The organism is Streptomyces sp. NPDC093261 (assembly GCF_044753645.1).
Lineage (GTDB): Bacteria > Actinomycetota > Actinomycetes > Streptomycetales > Streptomycetaceae > Streptomyces.
The window spans coordinates 62,937-80,596 of record NZ_JBIVNO010000008.1 but is presented as its reverse complement, the minus strand read 5'-3'; the positions used below and the strand labels follow the sequence as shown (position 1 = coordinate 80,596).

The window sequence follows — 17,660 nt, the reverse complement described above, 5'->3', positions numbered from 1 at the left end:
CCCCGCGGGGGAGCACCCTACCGGGGGGGCGGTGGGGGGCGGGCCCCCCCCCCCCCCCCCCGGCCCCCCCCCCGGGCCGGGGGCGCCCCGCCCCCCCCCCCCCCCCCCCCGCCACGCAACGGTGAGCACGACCCGCCGGGCCGGCGCGGTACCGGCCCGCATCCCGCGCGTCCCCGGCTCTCCGGCCGCTCACACCGCGGTGCCGGTCAGTCAGCGTTCTGCCGCAGCGTCGTCTGCGGCGTGCGGCCGTAGGCCCGGCGGTAGAGGGCGGAGAAGCGTCCCGGGTGGTAGAAGCCCCAGCGCGCCGCGACCTCGGTGACCGTGACGCCGCTGTCGGGGTCGGCCGAGCGGAGGTCGTGGTGGGCGTGGGTGAGACGGACCTGGCGCAGGTAGCCGAGGGGAGTGGTGTCCAGGTGCCGGCGGAAGGCGTATTGCAGGGTGCGGACGGTGACGTGGGCGGCGGCGGCGATGTCGGCGACCGTGATGGCCTGGTCGGCGTGGTCGTCGATGTAGGCGACGGCGCGGCGCAGGGCCGCAGGGCGGGCGTCGGCGCGGTCGGAGCCGGTGGGGTCGGTCAGCGCGGTGGTGGGAAAGGCCGCGAGGACGCCGGCCGCCAGATGCTGGGTGAGGGTCGTGACGACCAGGGGCTGGTCGGCCAGGGCGGGTTCGGCGAGGACGGTCCGCAGCCGGGCGATGGTGCCCTTCAGGTGCTCCGCGGCGGCGGGGGAATGGGGCCGGTGCCCGGTCAGGCGTACCGGCTCGGGACGTGAGCGCGGCACGAGGTCGGCGACCTGGGTGAGGAGGCCGGGGTCGAGCATGGTGATGTTGTAGCGGGCCTCGCGGATGCGTCCGCTGTAGGGCAGCTCCGGCGGGGCGAAGCACACGAGGTCGCCCGGGCCGAAATCGTCCTGGACGGCGCCGAAGGCGTGGTCCTCGATGGTGCCGGCGTGCACGACACAGAGGCAGATTCTGCCGAGCGGGGTGACGGAGTAGTCCATGGTGAAACCCAGGTCCAGCTCGTCGACGCTGACCCGGTCCGTGGCATGGCGGACCAACCGCGCGCGGTTGCCGTCCGGGGTCTCGCTGCCGATGTGCATTCTCGCGTAGGCCTGGTTGAAGAACGCCTCGGTCTCTGCCAGGTCGTCGCTGTCGAAGGCCAGCGTGTCCATGGCTGGATCTCTCCTCCCTCAGCGATGCGGATTTCCTCCCGGGCAGGGAAGCGGGCCGGTCGGAGGCCCAGACACCGTTATGCCCCGGATTTCCGGTGCATCGGCCGGAAAACGTGCCGGTGGCGGGGCGGACCGCTCGACGCGGCCGGCGGACCTGGCTTTCGTTTTCCGTACTGTGCCCCGTGAGCTGTTCGTTTGAGGCATCGGCCACGCGGCCCCGCCGAGTGCAGAGTGGGGCACGAAGAGGCCGTGGTGTGCCCGTGTGGACGGCACGTTCGCGCTTTCCCGCTCTCCCTGGAGGTGTTCCATGGCGCTGTCCGCCCTCTCCGGGTGCCATCCCCTGGAGCCGTCGGCCGTGACGGACCTCGCCCGGAGCGTGGGACGGCTTCGTACGGAAAACGAACGACTCAAGGGGGCCCTCGCCACGGGTGCCGTCCGCAATCAGGCCGCCGGCGTCCTGGCGATGCTCGGTCGGATCACGCCGGAGGACGCGTGGCGGATGCTACGGGACGTCGCGCAGAGGGCCGGATCCGACCTCGACGACCTCAGCGCGGGCGTGGTGGAGTTCGCCCAGGGCGGGGATCTCCCCGACCGGGAACTGGGCGAACTGCGGCGGGCGCTCGACCGGTGCACGGGCGATTCCCGTGGGCAGGAGCACGCCCCTACAGGGCCCTGACCGCCGCGGCCACCCGAACCGGCCGAATGCGCGTGTGCGGGCAGAGGCGGCCGCAAACGGCTCCGGTGTGATGTTCACCCGGGCAGGCGTACCGCGCCACTCCTTCGGACCGGCCCGGCGGGCCGGTCGGTGGCGAGCACCTAACGCTCGCTGAGGAAGAACCCCTCGGAAGGAGGACCCCCATGAGCGCCACCCGACGCTCTCGCCGCCTGCGCAAGCCCCTGTCCGCCGTGACGGCCCTCGTCACCACCGCAGCCGTCGCCGTCGCGATTCCGGCGTTGGCGACCCCGGCTTCCGCCGCCGCCAAGGCCACCTGCGGCGACCCCCGGCAGAGACTGGAGCCGACTGCCCAGGCGTTCCTCGACAAGCTCGCCGAGGCGGGCGGCCCGCCGATCCAGGACATGTCGCCGGCCGCCGCCCGGAAGGCGCTCCTGGACCTCCAGGCCGCCTACCCGGTCGCCAAGCTCCCCGCCGACATCACCGAGCGCACCATCCCCGGCGGCCCCACCGGCTCGGTCTCCATCCGCATCGTCCGGCCGCAGGGCATGACCGGCAGGCTGCCCGCGGTGATGTACTTCCACGGCGGCGGCTGGGTCCTCGGTGACGCCTCCACCCACGACCGGCTGGTACGGCAGATAGCCACCGGCGCCAAGGCCGCGGTTGTCTTCGTCAACTACACCCGCTCGCCCGAGGCCAAGTACGCGACCGCCAACGAGGAGGCCTACGCGGCCACCCAGTGGGTCGCCCGGCACGGTGACGAGATCAACGTCGACGGCTCCCGGCTGGCCGTGGCCGGCGACAGCGTCGGCGGCAACATGACCGCCGCCGTCACCCTGATGGCCAAGCAGCGCGGCGGCCCCAAGCTGGCCCAGCAGGTGCTGTTCTACCCCGTCACCGACGCCGACTTCTCCACCCCGTCCTACCGGCGCTACGCCAACGGCTGCTGGCTGACCGCCGCGGGCATGAAGTGGTTCTGGGACGAGTACGCCCCCGACACCATGGTCCGCACCCGGCCCACCGCTTCCCCGCTGCGCGCCACCGCCACCGAGCTCCAGGGCCTGCCCAAGGCGCTGGTGATCACCGACAGCGATGTGCTGTACAACGAGGGCCGTGAGTACGCCGTCAAGCTGCACGCGGCCGGCGTGCCCGTCACCCATGTCCACTACGCGCACATGGTCCACGACTTCGTGATGCTCAACGGGCTGGCCGAGAGCCACGCCGCCAAGTCCGCGGTGGCCCAGGCCAGCGCGGCCCTGCGCGAGGCCCTGCACGGCTGACTCGACCCGGCGCCGCCTGGGCCCGTTGCGGCGCCCCGCCCGACACACCGCCCGACCGCTCGGCTCGCCCGACGCGGCCGGGCGGTGCTCGCTGCGATCCGGGCAGCCCTGGGCCGGCGAGGATGGACGCACGCGTCGGCCGCGGAGGGATGCACACGTCGGCCGCGGAGGGATGTCCTGCCTCACTCCCGGTGTGGGCGCCGTCGCGCGATACGGGCCTCGTGGACATGGCGGCCCAAGAGGGCGCCACCGAAGACGACGAAGCCGACCCCGATCAGCCAGGACTGGACGATGAGGACGGCGCCCACCGTGCCGTAGGTGACGGCGTTGTTGACGATGAGCGGGGAGAAGACCTGGTAGGAGAACCAGCGCAGGCCGATGAGGCCCAGCATGGTGGCCGTCGCCCCGGGCAGCAGCGCCCGCCGGCTCACCCGGCTGCCCAGCAGGAAGTGCTGGCCCCACCAGAAGAACAGCAGGCCGAACAGGACGGTGAGGGCGATGCGAACGAAGGACTGGACCATGCCGCCCCGCAGGATCGCGCCGCTCTGCACCTCTGCGAACAGATAGGCCGTCAGGGCCGCGAGCCACACGGCGCGGCGCCATACGGTGTGCCAGCGACCCGCGGGCAGATCCCACACCCGCTCATAGCCCGTCTGGACACTCGAGGCGAAAGTGAGTCCGAACAGAGCCAGGGCGACGACACTGAAGGCGCTGGTCGCGCTGAGGACCTTGCGGGGCGCCGTGAACAGGCGGTCGACAGCGTCCGCGGGGCGCCCTGTCAGACTCATGCCGTCGGTCACCCACGAGGCGAAGCCGCGCTGCTGGAAGGGCGCCGCGGCGGCGACGACGATCAGCAGCGGCGCGAGGGTGACCAGGGCCAGGGCGGCGAAGCCCATGGCGCGGTGCAGCAGTTCCATCTCGCTGCCGTGCTGCCAGAGCCGTCCGACGGATGAACTGTGCCAGCGGGTGTGCCAGCGCTTGTGCCGTCCGCGGTGCTGGGGTCGTTCATGAGGGTGCGGGCCTGCGGAACCCGTCATGCGTCCCCCCGTTCCCGAGCCGCCGTCAGCTGAAACTCCTGTTCCCGCCGATCACCCCTGGCAGTGTGGAGAAGGTGGCTGGTCACCGGTCGTCCGGCGGCACGGCCGGCACCGGCGCTCGCGGGGACCGCAGGGCCGGGGCGCCACCGTGATGTGCGGTGTGCCGCGCGGGTGCGATACACTCGATCCAGTGAACGGCGCTCAACTCGGGTGCCTTTCCACATGCGTTGGTGGTCCAAGGAAAGACGCCCCGCTTCCTGCGGGGAAATGCAGGTGCAAGGCCTGCCCGGCGCTCGATGAGACCCCGTCTCAGGTTCTCCTGAGGCGGGGTTTTCCGTGTGTCCGAAACCCAGGGGGACCCAGGAGGGGGCAGCGTGGGCACGACGCTCGTCGGCGCCCTGGCAGGCGTCATCGGCTGCCCTGCCGAGTGACGTGCGCAGGCAGTGCGCTGGGGCGGATCCGCACATGCTCGACGGCACGGGCACGGTGCCGGGGAAGCGGGTGCCGCCACCGGGTCAGGGTGGCCGCGAGGGGGATCCGCATCTCGTGCCAGGCGAGGGTGTCGCCGATGCATGTGCGGTTCCCGGCCCCGAAGGGGATGTAGGTGCCGCGCGGCAGATCGCGCGACGCGTATCCGGCGATCCGGGCACGGTGGAAGCCCGGCTGCAGGATGCGGCGCTGACGTCGGTGGAATGCTCCCTCGGAGAGCGCGATGCCATTGTCGAGCAGCAGCGCACCCCGCCGTGTGTCGAGACGGCCGCCGTCTGCCACCGGCGTCCGCTGAGGCCCCACAGGGAGGCGTCCCAGCGGTCGGTCGGCTGTCCCCGTGCGCTGCCTGCCGATCGCTACTGACCCGCTCCCGCCACCGGGGCGGTCGCCCGCAGCCCCGTCGCCGGTGCGTTGGAGCCGACCCGGCTGTCCGTGGGCGGGTGGTGGCCGGACCAGGACTGATGGCTCTGCAGTCCGGTCAGATGGGCCGGCGCCGGGGTGGCCGGGCCGTAGGTGCGGGTCGACCGGCCGCCGCCGGCCGTCGCCTCGGCCAGCGTCAGAGCGAGCTGTTCGAGGCGGTTCTCCAGGGTCCGCAGCAGCTCCTCGTCCCGCTGGCGCAGGGCGCCGAGCAGGTCCATGGCCACCTCGTCGTCGGCGAGCGCCGCGATGCTCTCACCGGCTCGGCAGGTTGCCAGCGACTGCGCGGCGGCGGCGTACTCGCACTCCGTGATTCTCAGCATCTGACGGTCGGTGGCCGGACGGCCGCCGAGCAGGACGCCGTCCGCGATCATCGCGCCGGCCTCCAGGGGAATGCGTGCGGCGCGGACGGCGACCGACGCGAGCGTCCGGACGATCGCGGTCGTGTCACTCAGCAGCCGACGGGGCCGCAGGACGCGGACATGGTCGTCGATGCGGTCCATGTGCTCCAGCACGTCGGCGAGAAGGTGTTCCAGGGTGTGGCGGTGCGGATGTGCAGGAGTGACAGCCAAATCCGCCCGCAGCATGTGGATGAGCGCGGCGTGGGTCTTCCGGGCGTCCTGCAGCACCGGAATGAGCGCGTCCGTCGTCACTGCCATTGCGCGTGCTCCCTTGTCTGGGGTCGTGGGACTGCGGGAGGGGCGGACCTGCCTGTGGAGCGGATGTCCGCATGGGCCGGCCCCGGGATCAGCGTGTGCGAACCGGCTCAAGACCGCGCGGTGGCCTGGTCCAATCCGGGCGCGGCCGACAGCGGCTCCGTGCGGTGACAGCCGCCCGGGCGGCACATCCGACGCCGAAGAGCCCGGCTAGCCCGTCCGGGTGGGGGTGCGCGATGCGGTGGCGTACTCCCTCGTCGCGGGCACGGTTGCGATGGTCGCCCCGGCGTTGGCCGGAGGCGTTTTCCGGGGGCCGGTTCGAGGCACCTCCGTCGCGCCGCCGGACCGTTGTGGTGGCCGGGCGAGGGCTGCCCAGGGTCGCGGGAGAGCCTGCCCCGAAGCGGGCCGTGTCGTCGGGCCGGCGGGCCGTTCCACGAGGGCGTTGTCAGTGGTCGCCCCTATGTTCGGTCGTGTCCCGCCGATCTGGCGTGGACGTCCCCTGGGCGCAAAGGAGATGGTGCGTTGTCGGATTGGGAGAAGTCGAGCACGGCACGGGTGACACCACCCGCGCGGCCGCGGAAGCTGGCCAAGGTGCCCTTCGTCGAGCTGGCCGACGGACGTCTGCAGGGAGTGGTCTCCAGCGGCTCGGACATCGAGCGGGTGTACGTCTCGTCGGTCGCGGCCGGGACCTACGCGTTCGCCTGCAGCACCAACAACAACCGTCCCTGCGGCGGCGCACGGGGCTCGTTCTGCAACCACATCCGGGCCCTGATCAACGAGGCGGTGCTCCAGTACGGCGCCGAGCGCGTCGCCCGCTATCTCCGCGTGGAGGTCGCGGACGCGGAACGGAGTGCGGAGACCGTCGCCTCGGTCATGAGCGGCACTCGTCCCCCGCAGGCGGACGCCAAGGCGGCGGCCGCCGTCTTCAGCCGGTTCCTTCGCCACCTTGCCTATCTGGAACTGGCGCCGACGACCGTGCCGTTGCCCGAGATGCAGTGGTTCCCGCCGACCAGGGCGGTGGCTGCGGAGACACCCACGCGCGAGCAGGCTTCGAGTGCGAGCGTGGGGGAGCGGGCCGGTCTGCTCGCCGAACCGATCCCCGGACTGGACGAAGCCCTGACGGCCGTCGACGCCTTCGACCGGGCCCTCGTCGGCGGACTGCTGCGTCCGCACCCCGGCCAGACCGCGGGCCTCGGCGAACTCGCGCAGGCCGTCGTGGGGACACCACTGGCCTCCAGGACGGCCGAGGCGGCGGGGAAGGCCGCCGCCGGAGCCGCGAGCGAGGACGACTTCGTCGCCCTCGCCGCCGCCCGCACCGCACTGCTCGGGGCCGTGCACGACGCTCTCATGGAGCGTGTCGAGGAGACGACCGGCCGGGGCCCCGCCGAGGCCGAGGCGGTCCCGGGGTCCGCTGCGCAGCCGGCGGCGAACCTGCCGGCCGCCGCTCGCTCCTGGCTGTCCGATCTGGCGCGCGCCGGATGGCAGGGCATCGACCACGACATCGTCTCCGGGGCGGCACAGATCGTCTCCGCGATGCTTCCGGACCCGGCACTGCGCCGCCTGGGGACCCTCCTGGACGGCTTCGCCGCCGAACTGGCCGCCTCCTGCCCGGGAGCCTGCCTCGAACGGATTCCCGTACGCCGCTGGGCCGACCTGTGGTCGCGTGCGCTGCTCCTGACGCTGCCCCGGGCCGCCGGCACACCGACGGCCGGCACGGCCACCGGACGTCTGCTGCCCCTCGGCGTCGATGTGCACGAACACGCGACCGCCGCGCAGGCCCAGGTCCACGCGGTCTTCGAACCCGCCGACGGCACCGCGCCCCGTCTGGTGCGTGCCAGTGTCTCGGTGCCGAAGCCGGACACGGTCCTCGGAGCCGGCGTCTGGCAGCTGATGCGCCCCCACATGTCGCTGCTGGCCGCCCTCGGTGAGGGCCGCTCCATGGACCTCGTGGACATGCCGATCACCGCCGAGGGCGACCTGATCTGGAGTGATGAGCACGGGCGTCCGGGTGAGCCCGCGGACGCCTTCACCGCCGCCCGGGTCGCCCTGCCCGCGGCGACCGCCGCGCCCAGCGCGCCGCTGGACCGGCACCCGGCGCGTATCGCCGAACCCGTCTTGCTGGAGGGCTACACCGTCCACCAGGACGACGACGCCTTGACGTTCGAGGTCGCCGGTCGACGGCTCGCCGTCGACGCCGACCGCGCGCCGGGTGCCGGGCCGCTCGGCCCCGAGGCCGTGGCGGCGTCGAGCGCCTGCATAGGCCTGCTGCGCTGGGATGACGGTGCGTTCAGCGTGCAGCCGCTCGCCGTCGAGACGACCGTGCGGAAGAAGGCGGTGGCGGTGCACGCCGGGGCGTGGGCCGGGGGTACGGCCGACAAGGCCGGCGTCAAGGCCGAGAAGGCCGCCACCGATGCCGTCGCCGCGCTGCGGGAGCGCGCGGGAAGGCTGCTGCGGAAATGACCGACCACATGACCGGGCAAGCGAGCGATCCAACGGCCGGGCAGGCGACTGGCCCATCGGCCGGGCAGGCGACTGGCCCATCGGCCGGGCAGGCGACTGGCCCATCGGCCGGGCAGACGAGCGGACCAGCCGGCCATGAGAGCCGTCGCCAGGTGCTGTACTGGCGCCTCCTCGCCCGCCTCTTCGACCACGAGGAGCAGGCCGCGCTCGAATCGGCGAGTCTCGCCGTCGTCGAGGACATCGGCCTGCCGCCCGCGCTGCTCGACCCGGGGACCTCCGTCGACTCGATCGTGCAGCGCCATCCGGAGCTGGCCGCCGAGTTCGAGGGACTCATGGTCCCCGAGCCCGACGACGACGGCGCGCGCGACCGGGCGGCCGAGGTGCGGCGTGCGGCGCTGGTGTCGAAGGTGCTGCTCAACGTTTTCGCCGCGGGTTCCGGCACCGTCACCGCCGCACAGCTGTCGCGCTGGCAGTCCGACGCGGGCTGGCTGGAGCGCGCACTCGGCTGCAAGCCGGGCGACCTGCGCGGCGGCCGCCAGGCCGGAGGCGGCGCAGGGGGCCCGGGCGTCAGTCCCACCGGCACCGGCGGCCGCGGTACGACCCCCGACCTCAGCCGGCTGATCCCGGCGATCGGCCCCGAACTCGGCTCCATCGAGGCCGACCTCGTCAAGAGGATGCATCTGCGCGAGGTGCTCGCGGATCCGCAGCTCGCCGCCCGGCTGACCCCGAGCATGTCGCTGATCGAGCAGCTGCTGCGCGACAAGAACAACCTCTCCGGCGTCGCCCTGGCCAACGCCAAGGCCCTGATCCGCCGCTTCGTCGACGAGGTCGCGGAGGTCCTGCGCACCCAGGTGGAGAAGGCCACGGTCGGCGCCCTGGACCGTTCGGTGCCGCCCAAGCGCGTCTTCCGCAACCTCGACCTCGACCGCACGATCTGGAAGAACCTCACCAACTGGAGCCCGGAGGAGGAGCGGCTCTACGTCGACCGCCTCTACTACCGCCACACCGCCCGCAAGACCACGCCTCAGCGGTTGATCGTCGTCGTGGACCAGTCGGGCTCGATGGTCGACTCGATGGTCAACTGCACCATCCTGGCGTCGATCTTCGCCGGCCTGCCGAAGGTGGACGTCCACCTCATCGCGTACGACACCCAGGCGCTCGATCTGACGCCGTGGGTGCACGACCCCTTCGAGACCCTGCTGCGCACCAAGCTGGGCGGCGGCACCGACGGCACGGTCGCCATGGCACTGGCCCAGCCGAAGGTCGCCGAGCCCCGCAACACCGTGGTCGTCTGGATATCCGACTTCTACGAATGGCGCACCGAGCAACTGTTCGAGAGTATGTCCGCCCTGCACCGCTCCGGGGTCAAGTTCATCCCGGTCGGCTCGGTGACCAGCTCCGGCCGCGGCAGCGTCAACCCGTGGTTCCGGGAGCGCCTCAAGGACCTCGGCACACCGGTGATCTCCGGCCATATCCGCAAGCTCGTCCAGGAACTCAAGACGTTTCTCGCCTAGCCGTTCGCCCCCTTGCCCGTTCAGTCATTCACCGTGAAAGGCCCTGACGTGTCCGACCTGTTGCGCGCCCCCGCCGAGATCAAGTACGCCGAGGAACTGGACTGGCTGGAGTCCATCGACGACGGCCCCAAGCCCTTCGCCTGGCGTCTGTCCCCGAAGATGGTCCGTCTGTTCATCCTGGGCTCCGAGCGCGCCGACGGTCTCGACCGGGAGATAGCACAGAAGTGGTTCGGTGACCGCAGCTTCGTCGAGCGCTCCATCGTCACCCTGGCCTCCGACCGCGGCCTGCTGCTCATCGGCGACCCCGGCACCGGCAAGAGCTGGCTGGCCGAACTGCTGTCCGCCGCGATCTGCCGCAACTCCACCCTGGTGGTGCAGGGTACGGCCGGCACCACCGAGGACCACATCAAGTACTCCTGGAACGTGTCCATGGTGATCGCCAAGGGCCAGTCGCGGCAGTCGATGATCCCCTCGCCGATCATGACCGCGATGGAAACCGGTGCTATCGGCCGCTTCGAGGAACTCACCCGCTCCACCAGCGACGTTCAGGACGCACTGATCTCGATCCTGTCGGAGAAGTACATCTCGGTCCCCGAGCTGGACAGCGACAACATCGTCTTCGCCAAGCCCGGCTTCTCCGTCATCGCCACCGCCAACAGCCGGGACCGGGGAGTCAACGACCTGTCCTCGGCGCTCAAGCGCCGCTTCAACTTCGTACGCATCCCGGTGGTGACGAACAAGAAGAGCGAGGCGGAGATCGTCCGTTTCCGCACCGAGGAGCTGCTGCGCCGCCACAGCATCGAGCTGGACGTCCCGCCGACGCTGCTCGACGTGCTGCTGCAGAGCTTCGCCGACCTGAGGGCCTCGGCCGCCGCGGCCGCCGGCGACGACGAGAGGCTGGAGTCCGCGCTGTCCACGGCCGAACAGATCGGTGTCCTCGAGGACGCCATCCTGCACAGCAACTTCTTCGGCGAGCGCGCCCTGACCGCCCGCACGCTCGCCTCCTCGCTGGTGGGATCGCTGGCCCGCCGCGAGCCGGAGGACCTCGCCATCCTCAACAAGTATCTGCACGGAGTCGTCGAGCCGCGCAGCAAGGAAGAGGGGGGATCCTGGCCGGAGTTCCTCGAGGGTGGCCGCGACACGATTGCCACCCTGTCATGAGCGGCGCGGGGGAGGGAACGTTCGGCGCGCTGCGCACGCAACTGCAGCAGGCCGCGGCGGCGCTCGCGGACGGGCCGGACGCCCTGGAGGGCATCCTGCTCGGCATCGTCGACGACGTCGACCGAGCCGTGCGGGAACCACTGGAGATCTTCCCGGTCTGCCACCACTCGCCGGCCTCGGCGACCGCCATGGCGCGGCGACTGCGGGAGAAGCAGCCGAAGGTGGTGTATCTGGAGCTGTGCGAGGACATGGCACCGCTGCTGACCGAACTGCGCAACTGCCGGCTCCCGGTCGCGGTGCAGGCGTTCGCGACCGAGGTGGAGGGCTTCCCGGCCGACTGGGCGCCGCTGTCGGTGGTCGCGCCGATCACCGAGGCGTCGGCCGAGTACCAGGCGATCGCCTACGCGCTGGACACGCCGGGTGTCGAGCTGGTGCTCGTGGACCGCTCCTCGGACCATGTGTTCCAGTGGGAGCCGCGCGACACGGCCCCGGCCGAGCCGGCCGACAGCGATGCTCCGCCGGCGGAGGAGGAGGCCGCGCTGCACGGTGACGCGGTCGGCGTGGAGATCGGCGATCTCCGTCCGCGCTTCGCCGAGTTGGAGGAACACCTGCTGCGCCACGGCCGGGTGAGGCATTGGTCGGAATGGTGGCACCAGTATGTCGAGCTGCCGCTCGGCGACTGCGACCATGACACCTACCGGCAGGTCATGCTTCTGATCGGCAGCCTGTTCCGGCGGCTCGCGCCCGGGGATCCGCGACGGGTGCGCGTCGACGAGGATCGCGAGCGCCATATGTGGACGAGGATGCGCGAGCACCTGGCGGCGACCGGGACCGAGCCCGGGGACTGTCTCTATGTGTGCGGCGCCTTCCACGCGGCCAGCCGCGTGGCGGAGTTCGGGGTCCACGGCGCCGACACCTTCGAGATCAGCCCGCCCAGCGCCACCAAGTGGCAGCACGGCCTGATCCCGTCCAGCCACGCGGCGATCGAGGCGCAGTTCGGTCTGGCGGGCGGTTCGGTGTCGATCGCCGCCACCGTATGGAGGAAGAACCTCAAGCGCACGGGGGTACGGCCGTTCCGCCTGGACGGACAGGCGGGCGCGAAGAGGACCGCGGCAGCCAGGAAGGCCACCGCGATCGGGAAGACGGCGACGACCACGGCGACCGGGACGAGCGCGGCAGGGGGCGCCCCCGATCCGACGGGCGCGGGCTCGGACAAGCTGTCCGGGTTCCTCCGGCGGCCGCCGGTGCTCGACCGGCTGGACGAGGCCGAACTGCTCGGCTGGTCGGTGGAGATCGTGCGCGCCGCGCGCCGCAACGGCTATCTCGCCTCCACCGCCGACGCCATCGCGGTGTTCGAGACCTCGATCCTGCTGGCCGGGATGCGCGACCGGGCCAGGCCCACGCCGTACGACTTCCAGGACGCGGCGGTCACCTGCATCGAGAAGGACGCCGTGCCGGGCCGGCGCGATGTGCGCCGCCTGGTGGAGATCATGATGGGCGGCGACCGGACCGGCCAGGTCGGCTACGACTCCCTGCCACCCCTGGCCCGCGATGTGCACGACCGGCTCGCTCCGCTCGACATGAAGCTGGGGCAGCGCGGTGTGCAGCGGGCGCTCCTGGACATCGCCTCGCGGCCGGAACTGGAGCAGTGCTCCGACGTGCTGTGGATGCTCCGCCGTCTGTTGCCCCAGGGCGCCGCCCGGCCGATCATGGGCGAGCGGCGGCTCGGCGAGCGGCCCATCCAGGAGTCCTGGGACCTGGCGCTCGGGACCCACCAGCGGGCGCTCATCGAACTCGGCTACGAGGGCGTCAGCATCGAGCAGGTCCTGGAGCAGCGTCTGCGGCGCACGGCGTACGGGCCCCACGCCACCGCGGCTGCCGTGCTGGAGACCGTGGAGGACGCGACGCTGTACCTGCGCAGCCGCCGCCTGGCCGACGAACTGGGCACACGGGCCCTGGAGGTGCTGTCGAGCGAACGCGGCGTCGACGGCGCGCCGGAGGTGCTGCGCCGGGTGCGGCGGCTGCTGGCCTACTACCGGACCAGCGAACCGGTGCTTCCCGCGTGGATCGAGTCCTTCGTCAAGGCCGGCTACGCCCATTACTGCACCCTGCTGCCGACGGCGTTCACCGATGACGACGCGACAGTCCGCCAGGTCGCGGCGACGATGGGCTTCCTGTTCGGCATGGAGAGCCTGGCCCTGTCACTGGGCTGCGACCGCGCCCAGCTGGAGCTGGCGGTCGCGCAGTCCCATCCGCAGGAGCCGGCCAAGACGGCCCTGTTGTGGGCGGCCCAGGTGCAGCTGGGACATCTCTCCCGGGCGGACCTGCGGGCCCGGTGCGACGACCTGCTGGACAACCCCCTGGTCGTCCCGGCCTATCCGCGGTATCTCAGGGGACTGCTGCACGCGCTGGAGCCGGTCCCGCAGCTTGCCGACTTCGTCGTGGAGGCCGTGTCGAACGCGTTCGCCCGGCTGCCGGATTCGGTGTTGTTGCCCTGGCTGCCGACGTTGATCACGACATTGCGGTCCGACGGAGCCGAGCTGGCTCCGCTGCTGATCCGGGAGGCCGGGCGGATCTTCCCCGGGCGGCTGGCGGCGCTGGATGCGTGGGTCCCACCGTGGCGGGCCGAGCCGGGTCCGCCGGCAGCTTCGCCGGCCGGGCGCGCCGGGGACGGCCGTGGCGTCGCGTTGCTCGTGGCCCACCCGGCCACCTGCGACGCGGTGGCGGGCATGCTGGGCTGCGACGAGCCCTGGGAGCCGGCGGCCCCGGGACCGGCCGGCGCGGAGTTGCTCGTCCGCCACCCCGATACGGCGGTCGCGCTGGAGGAGTTGCCGGCCAACTCCTTCTGACGGCGGCGGGGCGGTGCCCTCGGCGGAGCGTGCCCGCGCCACGCCGTTCACCCCCTCCGGCCGGCGGACCGGGCGCCGCGTCAGTGGCCGGGCAGATGCTCGCCGAGGACCTCCTGCGCGGCCTCGAGTGCGGTGGCGCGGTCGTCGGGAACCAGTCCGATACGGGTGCGGCGGTCCAGCAGGTCGGCCGCGTCGAGTGCTCCCTCGTGCCGTACGGCCCACAGCAGTTCGGCGCGGGTGACCGGATGGCCCTCCAGGACCGGTTCGGCCAGCCGGGGGTCGCTCGTGGCCAGGGCGTGCACGGCCGGTGCCTCGGTGCCGTAGCGATGGATCAGCCGGCGGGGAGCGCGGAGGGCGCCGAGTACGTGGGACGGCGCGGCGCCCACCAGCGGAAGGCCGGCGGTGGGGGAGGGCACCGCGGGCAGCCGGTGCGCGGCGATCACGGCGTCGACGGCGTCCTCGGCCATGCGCCGATAGGTGGTGAGCTTGCCGCCGACCACGGTGACCACGCCCTCCGGGGAGGTGAGGACGGCGTGCTTGCGGGAGATGTCGGCGGTGCCCGGTGTCGCGCCGGAACCCCCGGCCGGTGTGGTGTCGAGCAGGGGGCGCAGTCCGGCGAAGGCGCCCACCACATCGTCGCGGTGGACCGGGATGTCCAGGGCGGAGCCGAGCACGTCGAGCAGGAAGCCGATGTCGGTCTCGGGTACGGAGGGCACCTCCGGGACATCGTCCACGGGCTCGTCGGTGAGTCCGACGTAGACCCGGCCGTCGCCCTGGGGCAGCACGAGGACGAAGCGGTTGGTCTCGCCGGGGATCGGGATGTGCAGGCCGGCGGGCAGGAAGCCGAGGTGATCGGCGCGCAGCACGAGATGGGTGCCGCGCGAGGGCCTGATCCGGACCCCTTCGACCAGGCTGCCCGCCCAGACGCCGGACGCGTTGATCACCGCGCGGGCGTGGATCTCGCCCTCGCGGCCGGTGAGTTCGTCGCGTATCCGGGCTCCGGACGAGGTGAGTTCCAGCGCTCGTACGCGCGTCAGGATCCGCGCGCCCCGCGCCGCGGCCGTGCGCGCGACCGCCGTGACCAGGCGGGCGTCGTCGGTGACGCGGCCGTCCCAGGACAGCAGTCCGCCGCGCAACCCCGCAGCGCGCAGCGCGGGAGCCAGATGGCGTGTCTCCGCCGCGGACAGCCTGCGCGGCGCGGGCAGTGTCGCCCGGGCCGTGCGTGCGGCCAGCCGCAGCGAGTCGCCGGCCCGGAAGCCGGCCCAGGCCAGGCCCGCCTGAGCGCGGGAGACCAGCGGGGTGAGCGGCAGCACGAAGGGCTGCGCGCGCACCAGATGGGGGGCGGTGCGCTCCATCAGGATGCCGCGTTCACGTGCGCTCTCGTGGGCGACGTCGAACTGTGCGGAGGCGAGGTAGCGCAGTCCGCCGTGAATGAGCTTGGAACTCCAGCGCGAGGTGCCGAAGGCCAGGTCATGGGCGTCGATGGCGGCGACCGTCAGACCGCGTGCGGCAGCGTCCAGGGCGACGCCCGCGCCGGTCGCACCGAGACCGACCACCAGGACGTCCACGGGCGGGCCGTCGATGCTCTCGTCCAGTTCCCGCAGACGGCGGGCGGCGGTCAGGGACGTGCCCGCAGCGGGCTGCCCCGAGGAGGCCGGGTTGCTGCTGGAACTCATGGTGTGAGGGTCCTCTCGAGGATGGTCCGCAGTTCTCCGTAGAAGGCCTCGGTGCCCAACTCGGCGTCCTCCTCCTCGGCCATGGTGCGCAGCGACAGGGTGAAGGACTGGGCGATCAGGAGGAGGGATCTCGCCTGCCGTCGAGGGTGACCGGGGCGTACCGACCCGTCCGCGTGGCCTTCCTCGAGGGCGCCGGCCAGCAGTTCCAGGAGGGCGTCCTGGCTCGCTCCGCGCCGGTCGAGAACATAGGGGAGAAGGAGTTCGGGATCCACGTCGATGATCTTGCGGAAGAGCGGATGGCGGCGGAAGGCGTCCACGCCCTCCACCAGCCCGTCCACGATCAGGGTGCGTGCGTCCGGAACCCGGCTCCGCTCGGGCATCGCGCCGGTGGCCGCCTCGATCCACTCCCGGGTCATCAAGTCGCCGACCAGTGACCGCACATCGGGCCAGCGGCGGTACAGCGTCATCCGGGAGACGCCCGCACGGCGGGCCACGTCGGTCAGGGTGGTGCGCCGGACTCCGACGGCCAGGACACAGTCGCGGACCGCGTCGAGCACCGGATCGTTGTCCGAAGCGTTGTGACGAATAGGCGTCATGTGTAACAGTGTAACGCCCCCTGTGGCGTGCAGGAGACGGCGATCTGACGACCGGTAAGGACAAGCACCATGGACATGCTGTGGAGCGGCTGGGGCGACCCGGCCCGGGCTACACCGCTGCCCGACACGGTGATCGGGCTGCTGCGCGATCTGCTCGGGGTGAAGCCGCGCGGTGCCGAGCCGGTCGCCCTGGACGACATCGCCGTGCCCGAGTCGCCGCTGGATCCCGCCGCACACCGGGACCTGCTCGCCGTCGTCGGCGCCGAGGAGCATCTGCGCACCGACGCCGAGTCCCGCATCCGGCACACCCGCGGCAAGTCCACCCCGGATCTGCTCCGCATCCGCGAGGGCGACATGAGCGACCTCCCCGCGGCCGTGGTGCTCCCCGCCGGCCATGACGAGGTCCTCGCCGTGCTGCGCGTCTGCGCCGACCACGACCTGACCCTCGTCCCGTTCGGTGGCGGCACCTCCGTCGTGGGCGGGCTCGCCCCCGAGCGGCGACGCCCCTTCGTGGCTCTGGACCTGCGCCGCCTGAACGGCCTGCTCGATCTCGACCCGGTCTCCCGTACCGCCACCCTGCAACCCGGCCTGCGGGCCCCGCATGCGGAAGCGCTCCTGGGCGACCACGGCTTCACCCTCGGCCACTTCCCCCAGTCCTACGAGTGGGCCACCATCGGCGGATTCGCCGCCGCACGCTCCAGCGGGCAGGCGTCCGCCGGGTACGGGCGCTTCGACGAGATGGTGCTCGGCCTCACCCTCGCCACCCCCGCGGGCACCCTGGAGGTGGGCCGCGCCCCGCGTTCCGCAGCCGGACCCGACCTGCGGCAGCTCGTCCTCGGCTCCGAGGGGGCGTTCGGCGTCATCACCTCGGTGACCGTGCGCATCCGCCCCATCCCCCAGACCCGCGTCTACGAGGGATGGCGCTTCGACTCCTTCGAGGAGGGCGCCGCCGCCCTGCGGCGCCTCGCCCAGGACGGGCCGCGGCCGACCGTGCTGCGCCTGTCGGACGAGACCGAGACGCTCATCGGCCTCGCCCAGCCCGACGCCATCGGCTCCTCCGGCCTGCCGCAGGCCGCCGGATGCCTGGCGATCGCCGGCTACGAGGGCACCGAGGAGGACACCGCACACCGCCGGGAACGGGCCGCGGCCGTCCTGCGTGACTGCGGCGGCACCTTCCTGGGCCAGGAGCCGGGAGAGCGCTGGGCCCACGGCCGCTATTCGGCGCCCTATCTGCGGGACGCGCTGCTGGACGCAGGAGCGTTCGCCGAGACGCTGGAGACCGCCGCGTTCTGGTCCCGGCTGCCCGAGCTGTACGCCTCCGTCCGCAACGCGCTCACCACCACCCTCACCGACGCGGGCACCCCGCCCCTGCTGATGTGCCACATCTCCCATGTCTACGAGAACGGCGCCTCCCTGTACTTCACCGTGGTCTCCGCGCAGGGCGACGATCCCGTGGCACACTGGGCGCCCGCCAAACACGCCGCCAACGAGGCGATCCTGGCGGCGGGCGGCACGATCAGCCACCACCACGGCGTGGGCACCGATCACCGCGACTGGTACGTCCGGGAGGCCGGGCCCCTCGGCATCGGTGCCCTCCAGGCCGTCAAGCGGCGACTGGACCCCACCGGTCTGCTCAACCCCGGCGTCCTCCTGCCCACCGACTGATCCCTCAGCACCCTCGCT

The 17,660-nt window shown here is 72.5% G+C and carries 13 protein-coding genes and 1 pseudogene; 8 read left to right on the top strand and 6 right to left on the bottom strand.

The genetic code is table 11. The features are described 5' to 3' along the window. Positions 1–206: 206 nt before the first annotated feature. The gene (locus ACIP94_RS18810) at positions 207–1,169 is read right to left on the bottom strand and encodes a helix-turn-helix transcriptional regulator (RefSeq protein WP_402426401.1); all 963 of its coding nucleotides are present in this window, start codon (positions 1,167–1,169) and stop codon (positions 207–209) included. 307 nt (positions 1,170–1,476) lie between these two features. On the opposite strand from ACIP94_RS18810, the gene ACIP94_RS18805 reads away from it, so the two are divergent. After that, positions 1,477–1,845, top strand: coding sequence for an ANTAR domain-containing protein (locus tag ACIP94_RS18805; protein WP_402426399.1), 369 nt, complete (start codon positions 1,477–1,479; stop codon positions 1,843–1,845). 182 nt (positions 1,846–2,027) lie between these two features. Next, positions 2,028–3,122, top strand: coding sequence for an alpha/beta hydrolase (locus ACIP94_RS18800; protein WP_402426397.1), 1,095 nt, complete (start codon positions 2,028–2,030; stop codon positions 3,120–3,122). Between the two features lie 182 nt (positions 3,123–3,304). Here ACIP94_RS18800 and ACIP94_RS18795 read toward each other — a convergent pair whose 3' ends face one another. From ACIP94_RS18795 to ACIP94_RS18785, 3 genes are all read right to left on the bottom strand, one after another. Continuing rightward, positions 3,305–4,159: a ribonuclease BN gene (locus ACIP94_RS18795; protein ID WP_402426395.1), complete on the bottom strand. Its 855-nt coding sequence runs from the start codon at positions 4,157–4,159 to the stop codon at positions 3,305–3,307. A gap of 408 nt (positions 4,160–4,567) precedes the next feature. After that, positions 4,568–4,930, bottom strand: a complete 363-nt coding sequence (locus ACIP94_RS18790; RefSeq protein WP_402426393.1) for a cytochrome P450 — start codon at positions 4,928–4,930, stop codon at positions 4,568–4,570. A gap of 74 nt (positions 4,931–5,004) precedes the next feature. Beyond that, positions 5,005–5,724 carry a hypothetical protein gene (locus ACIP94_RS18785; protein WP_402426391.1) on the bottom strand — a complete coding sequence of 240 codons (720 nt, stop codon included), beginning with the start codon at positions 5,722–5,724 and terminating at the stop codon, positions 5,005–5,007. Positions 5,725–6,276: 552 nt separating this feature from the next. On the opposite strand from ACIP94_RS18785, the pseudogene ACIP94_RS18780 reads away from it, so the two are divergent. The 5 genes and pseudogenes from ACIP94_RS18780 to ACIP94_RS18760 all read left to right on the top strand — a co-directional run. Then, a pseudogene (locus ACIP94_RS18780) lies at positions 6,277–6,744 on the top strand (hypothetical protein); the annotation flags it as partial. Positions 6,745–6,783: 39 nt separating this feature from the next. Continuing rightward, positions 6,784–8,181, top strand: a complete 1,398-nt coding sequence (locus ACIP94_RS18775; protein WP_402426857.1) for a hypothetical protein — start codon at positions 6,784–6,786, stop codon at positions 8,179–8,181. Next, positions 8,178–9,695, top strand: coding sequence for a VWA domain-containing protein (locus ACIP94_RS18770; RefSeq protein ID WP_402426389.1), 1,518 nt, complete (start codon positions 8,178–8,180; stop codon positions 9,693–9,695). The genes ACIP94_RS18775 and ACIP94_RS18770 overlap by 4 nt, the downstream gene beginning before the upstream one ends. A 48-nt stretch (positions 9,696–9,743) precedes the next feature. Continuing rightward, positions 9,744–10,856 (top strand): AAA family ATPase, encoded by a 1,113-nt coding sequence (locus ACIP94_RS18765; protein ID WP_402426387.1) that lies wholly within the window; start codon positions 9,744–9,746, stop codon positions 10,854–10,856. Next, positions 10,853–13,705, top strand: coding sequence for a hypothetical protein (locus ACIP94_RS18760; protein ID WP_402426385.1), 2,853 nt, complete (start codon positions 10,853–10,855; stop codon positions 13,703–13,705). Before ACIP94_RS18765 ends, ACIP94_RS18760 begins: the two co-directional genes overlap by 4 nt. 80 nt (positions 13,706–13,785) lie before the next feature. On the opposite strand, the gene ACIP94_RS18755 is transcribed toward ACIP94_RS18760, so the two are convergent. Further along, positions 13,786–15,381 carry a glycerol-3-phosphate dehydrogenase/oxidase gene (locus ACIP94_RS18755; RefSeq protein WP_402426383.1) on the bottom strand — a complete coding sequence of 532 codons (1,596 nt, stop codon included), beginning with the start codon at positions 15,379–15,381 and terminating at the stop codon, positions 13,786–13,788. Then, positions 15,378–15,977 (bottom strand): TetR/AcrR family transcriptional regulator, encoded by a 600-nt coding sequence (locus tag ACIP94_RS18750; protein WP_402426381.1) that lies wholly within the window; start codon positions 15,975–15,977, stop codon positions 15,378–15,380. The genes ACIP94_RS18755 and ACIP94_RS18750 overlap by 4 nt, the downstream gene beginning before the upstream one ends. A 69-nt stretch (positions 15,978–16,046) precedes the next feature. Here ACIP94_RS18750 and ACIP94_RS18745 point away from each other — a divergent pair, with 69 nt between their 5' ends. Then, complete coding sequence (locus tag ACIP94_RS18745) at positions 16,047–17,642, top strand: FAD-binding oxidoreductase (RefSeq protein ID WP_402426379.1); 1,596 nt, start codon at positions 16,047–16,049, stop codon at positions 17,640–17,642. Positions 17,643–17,660: the final 18 nt, after the last annotated feature.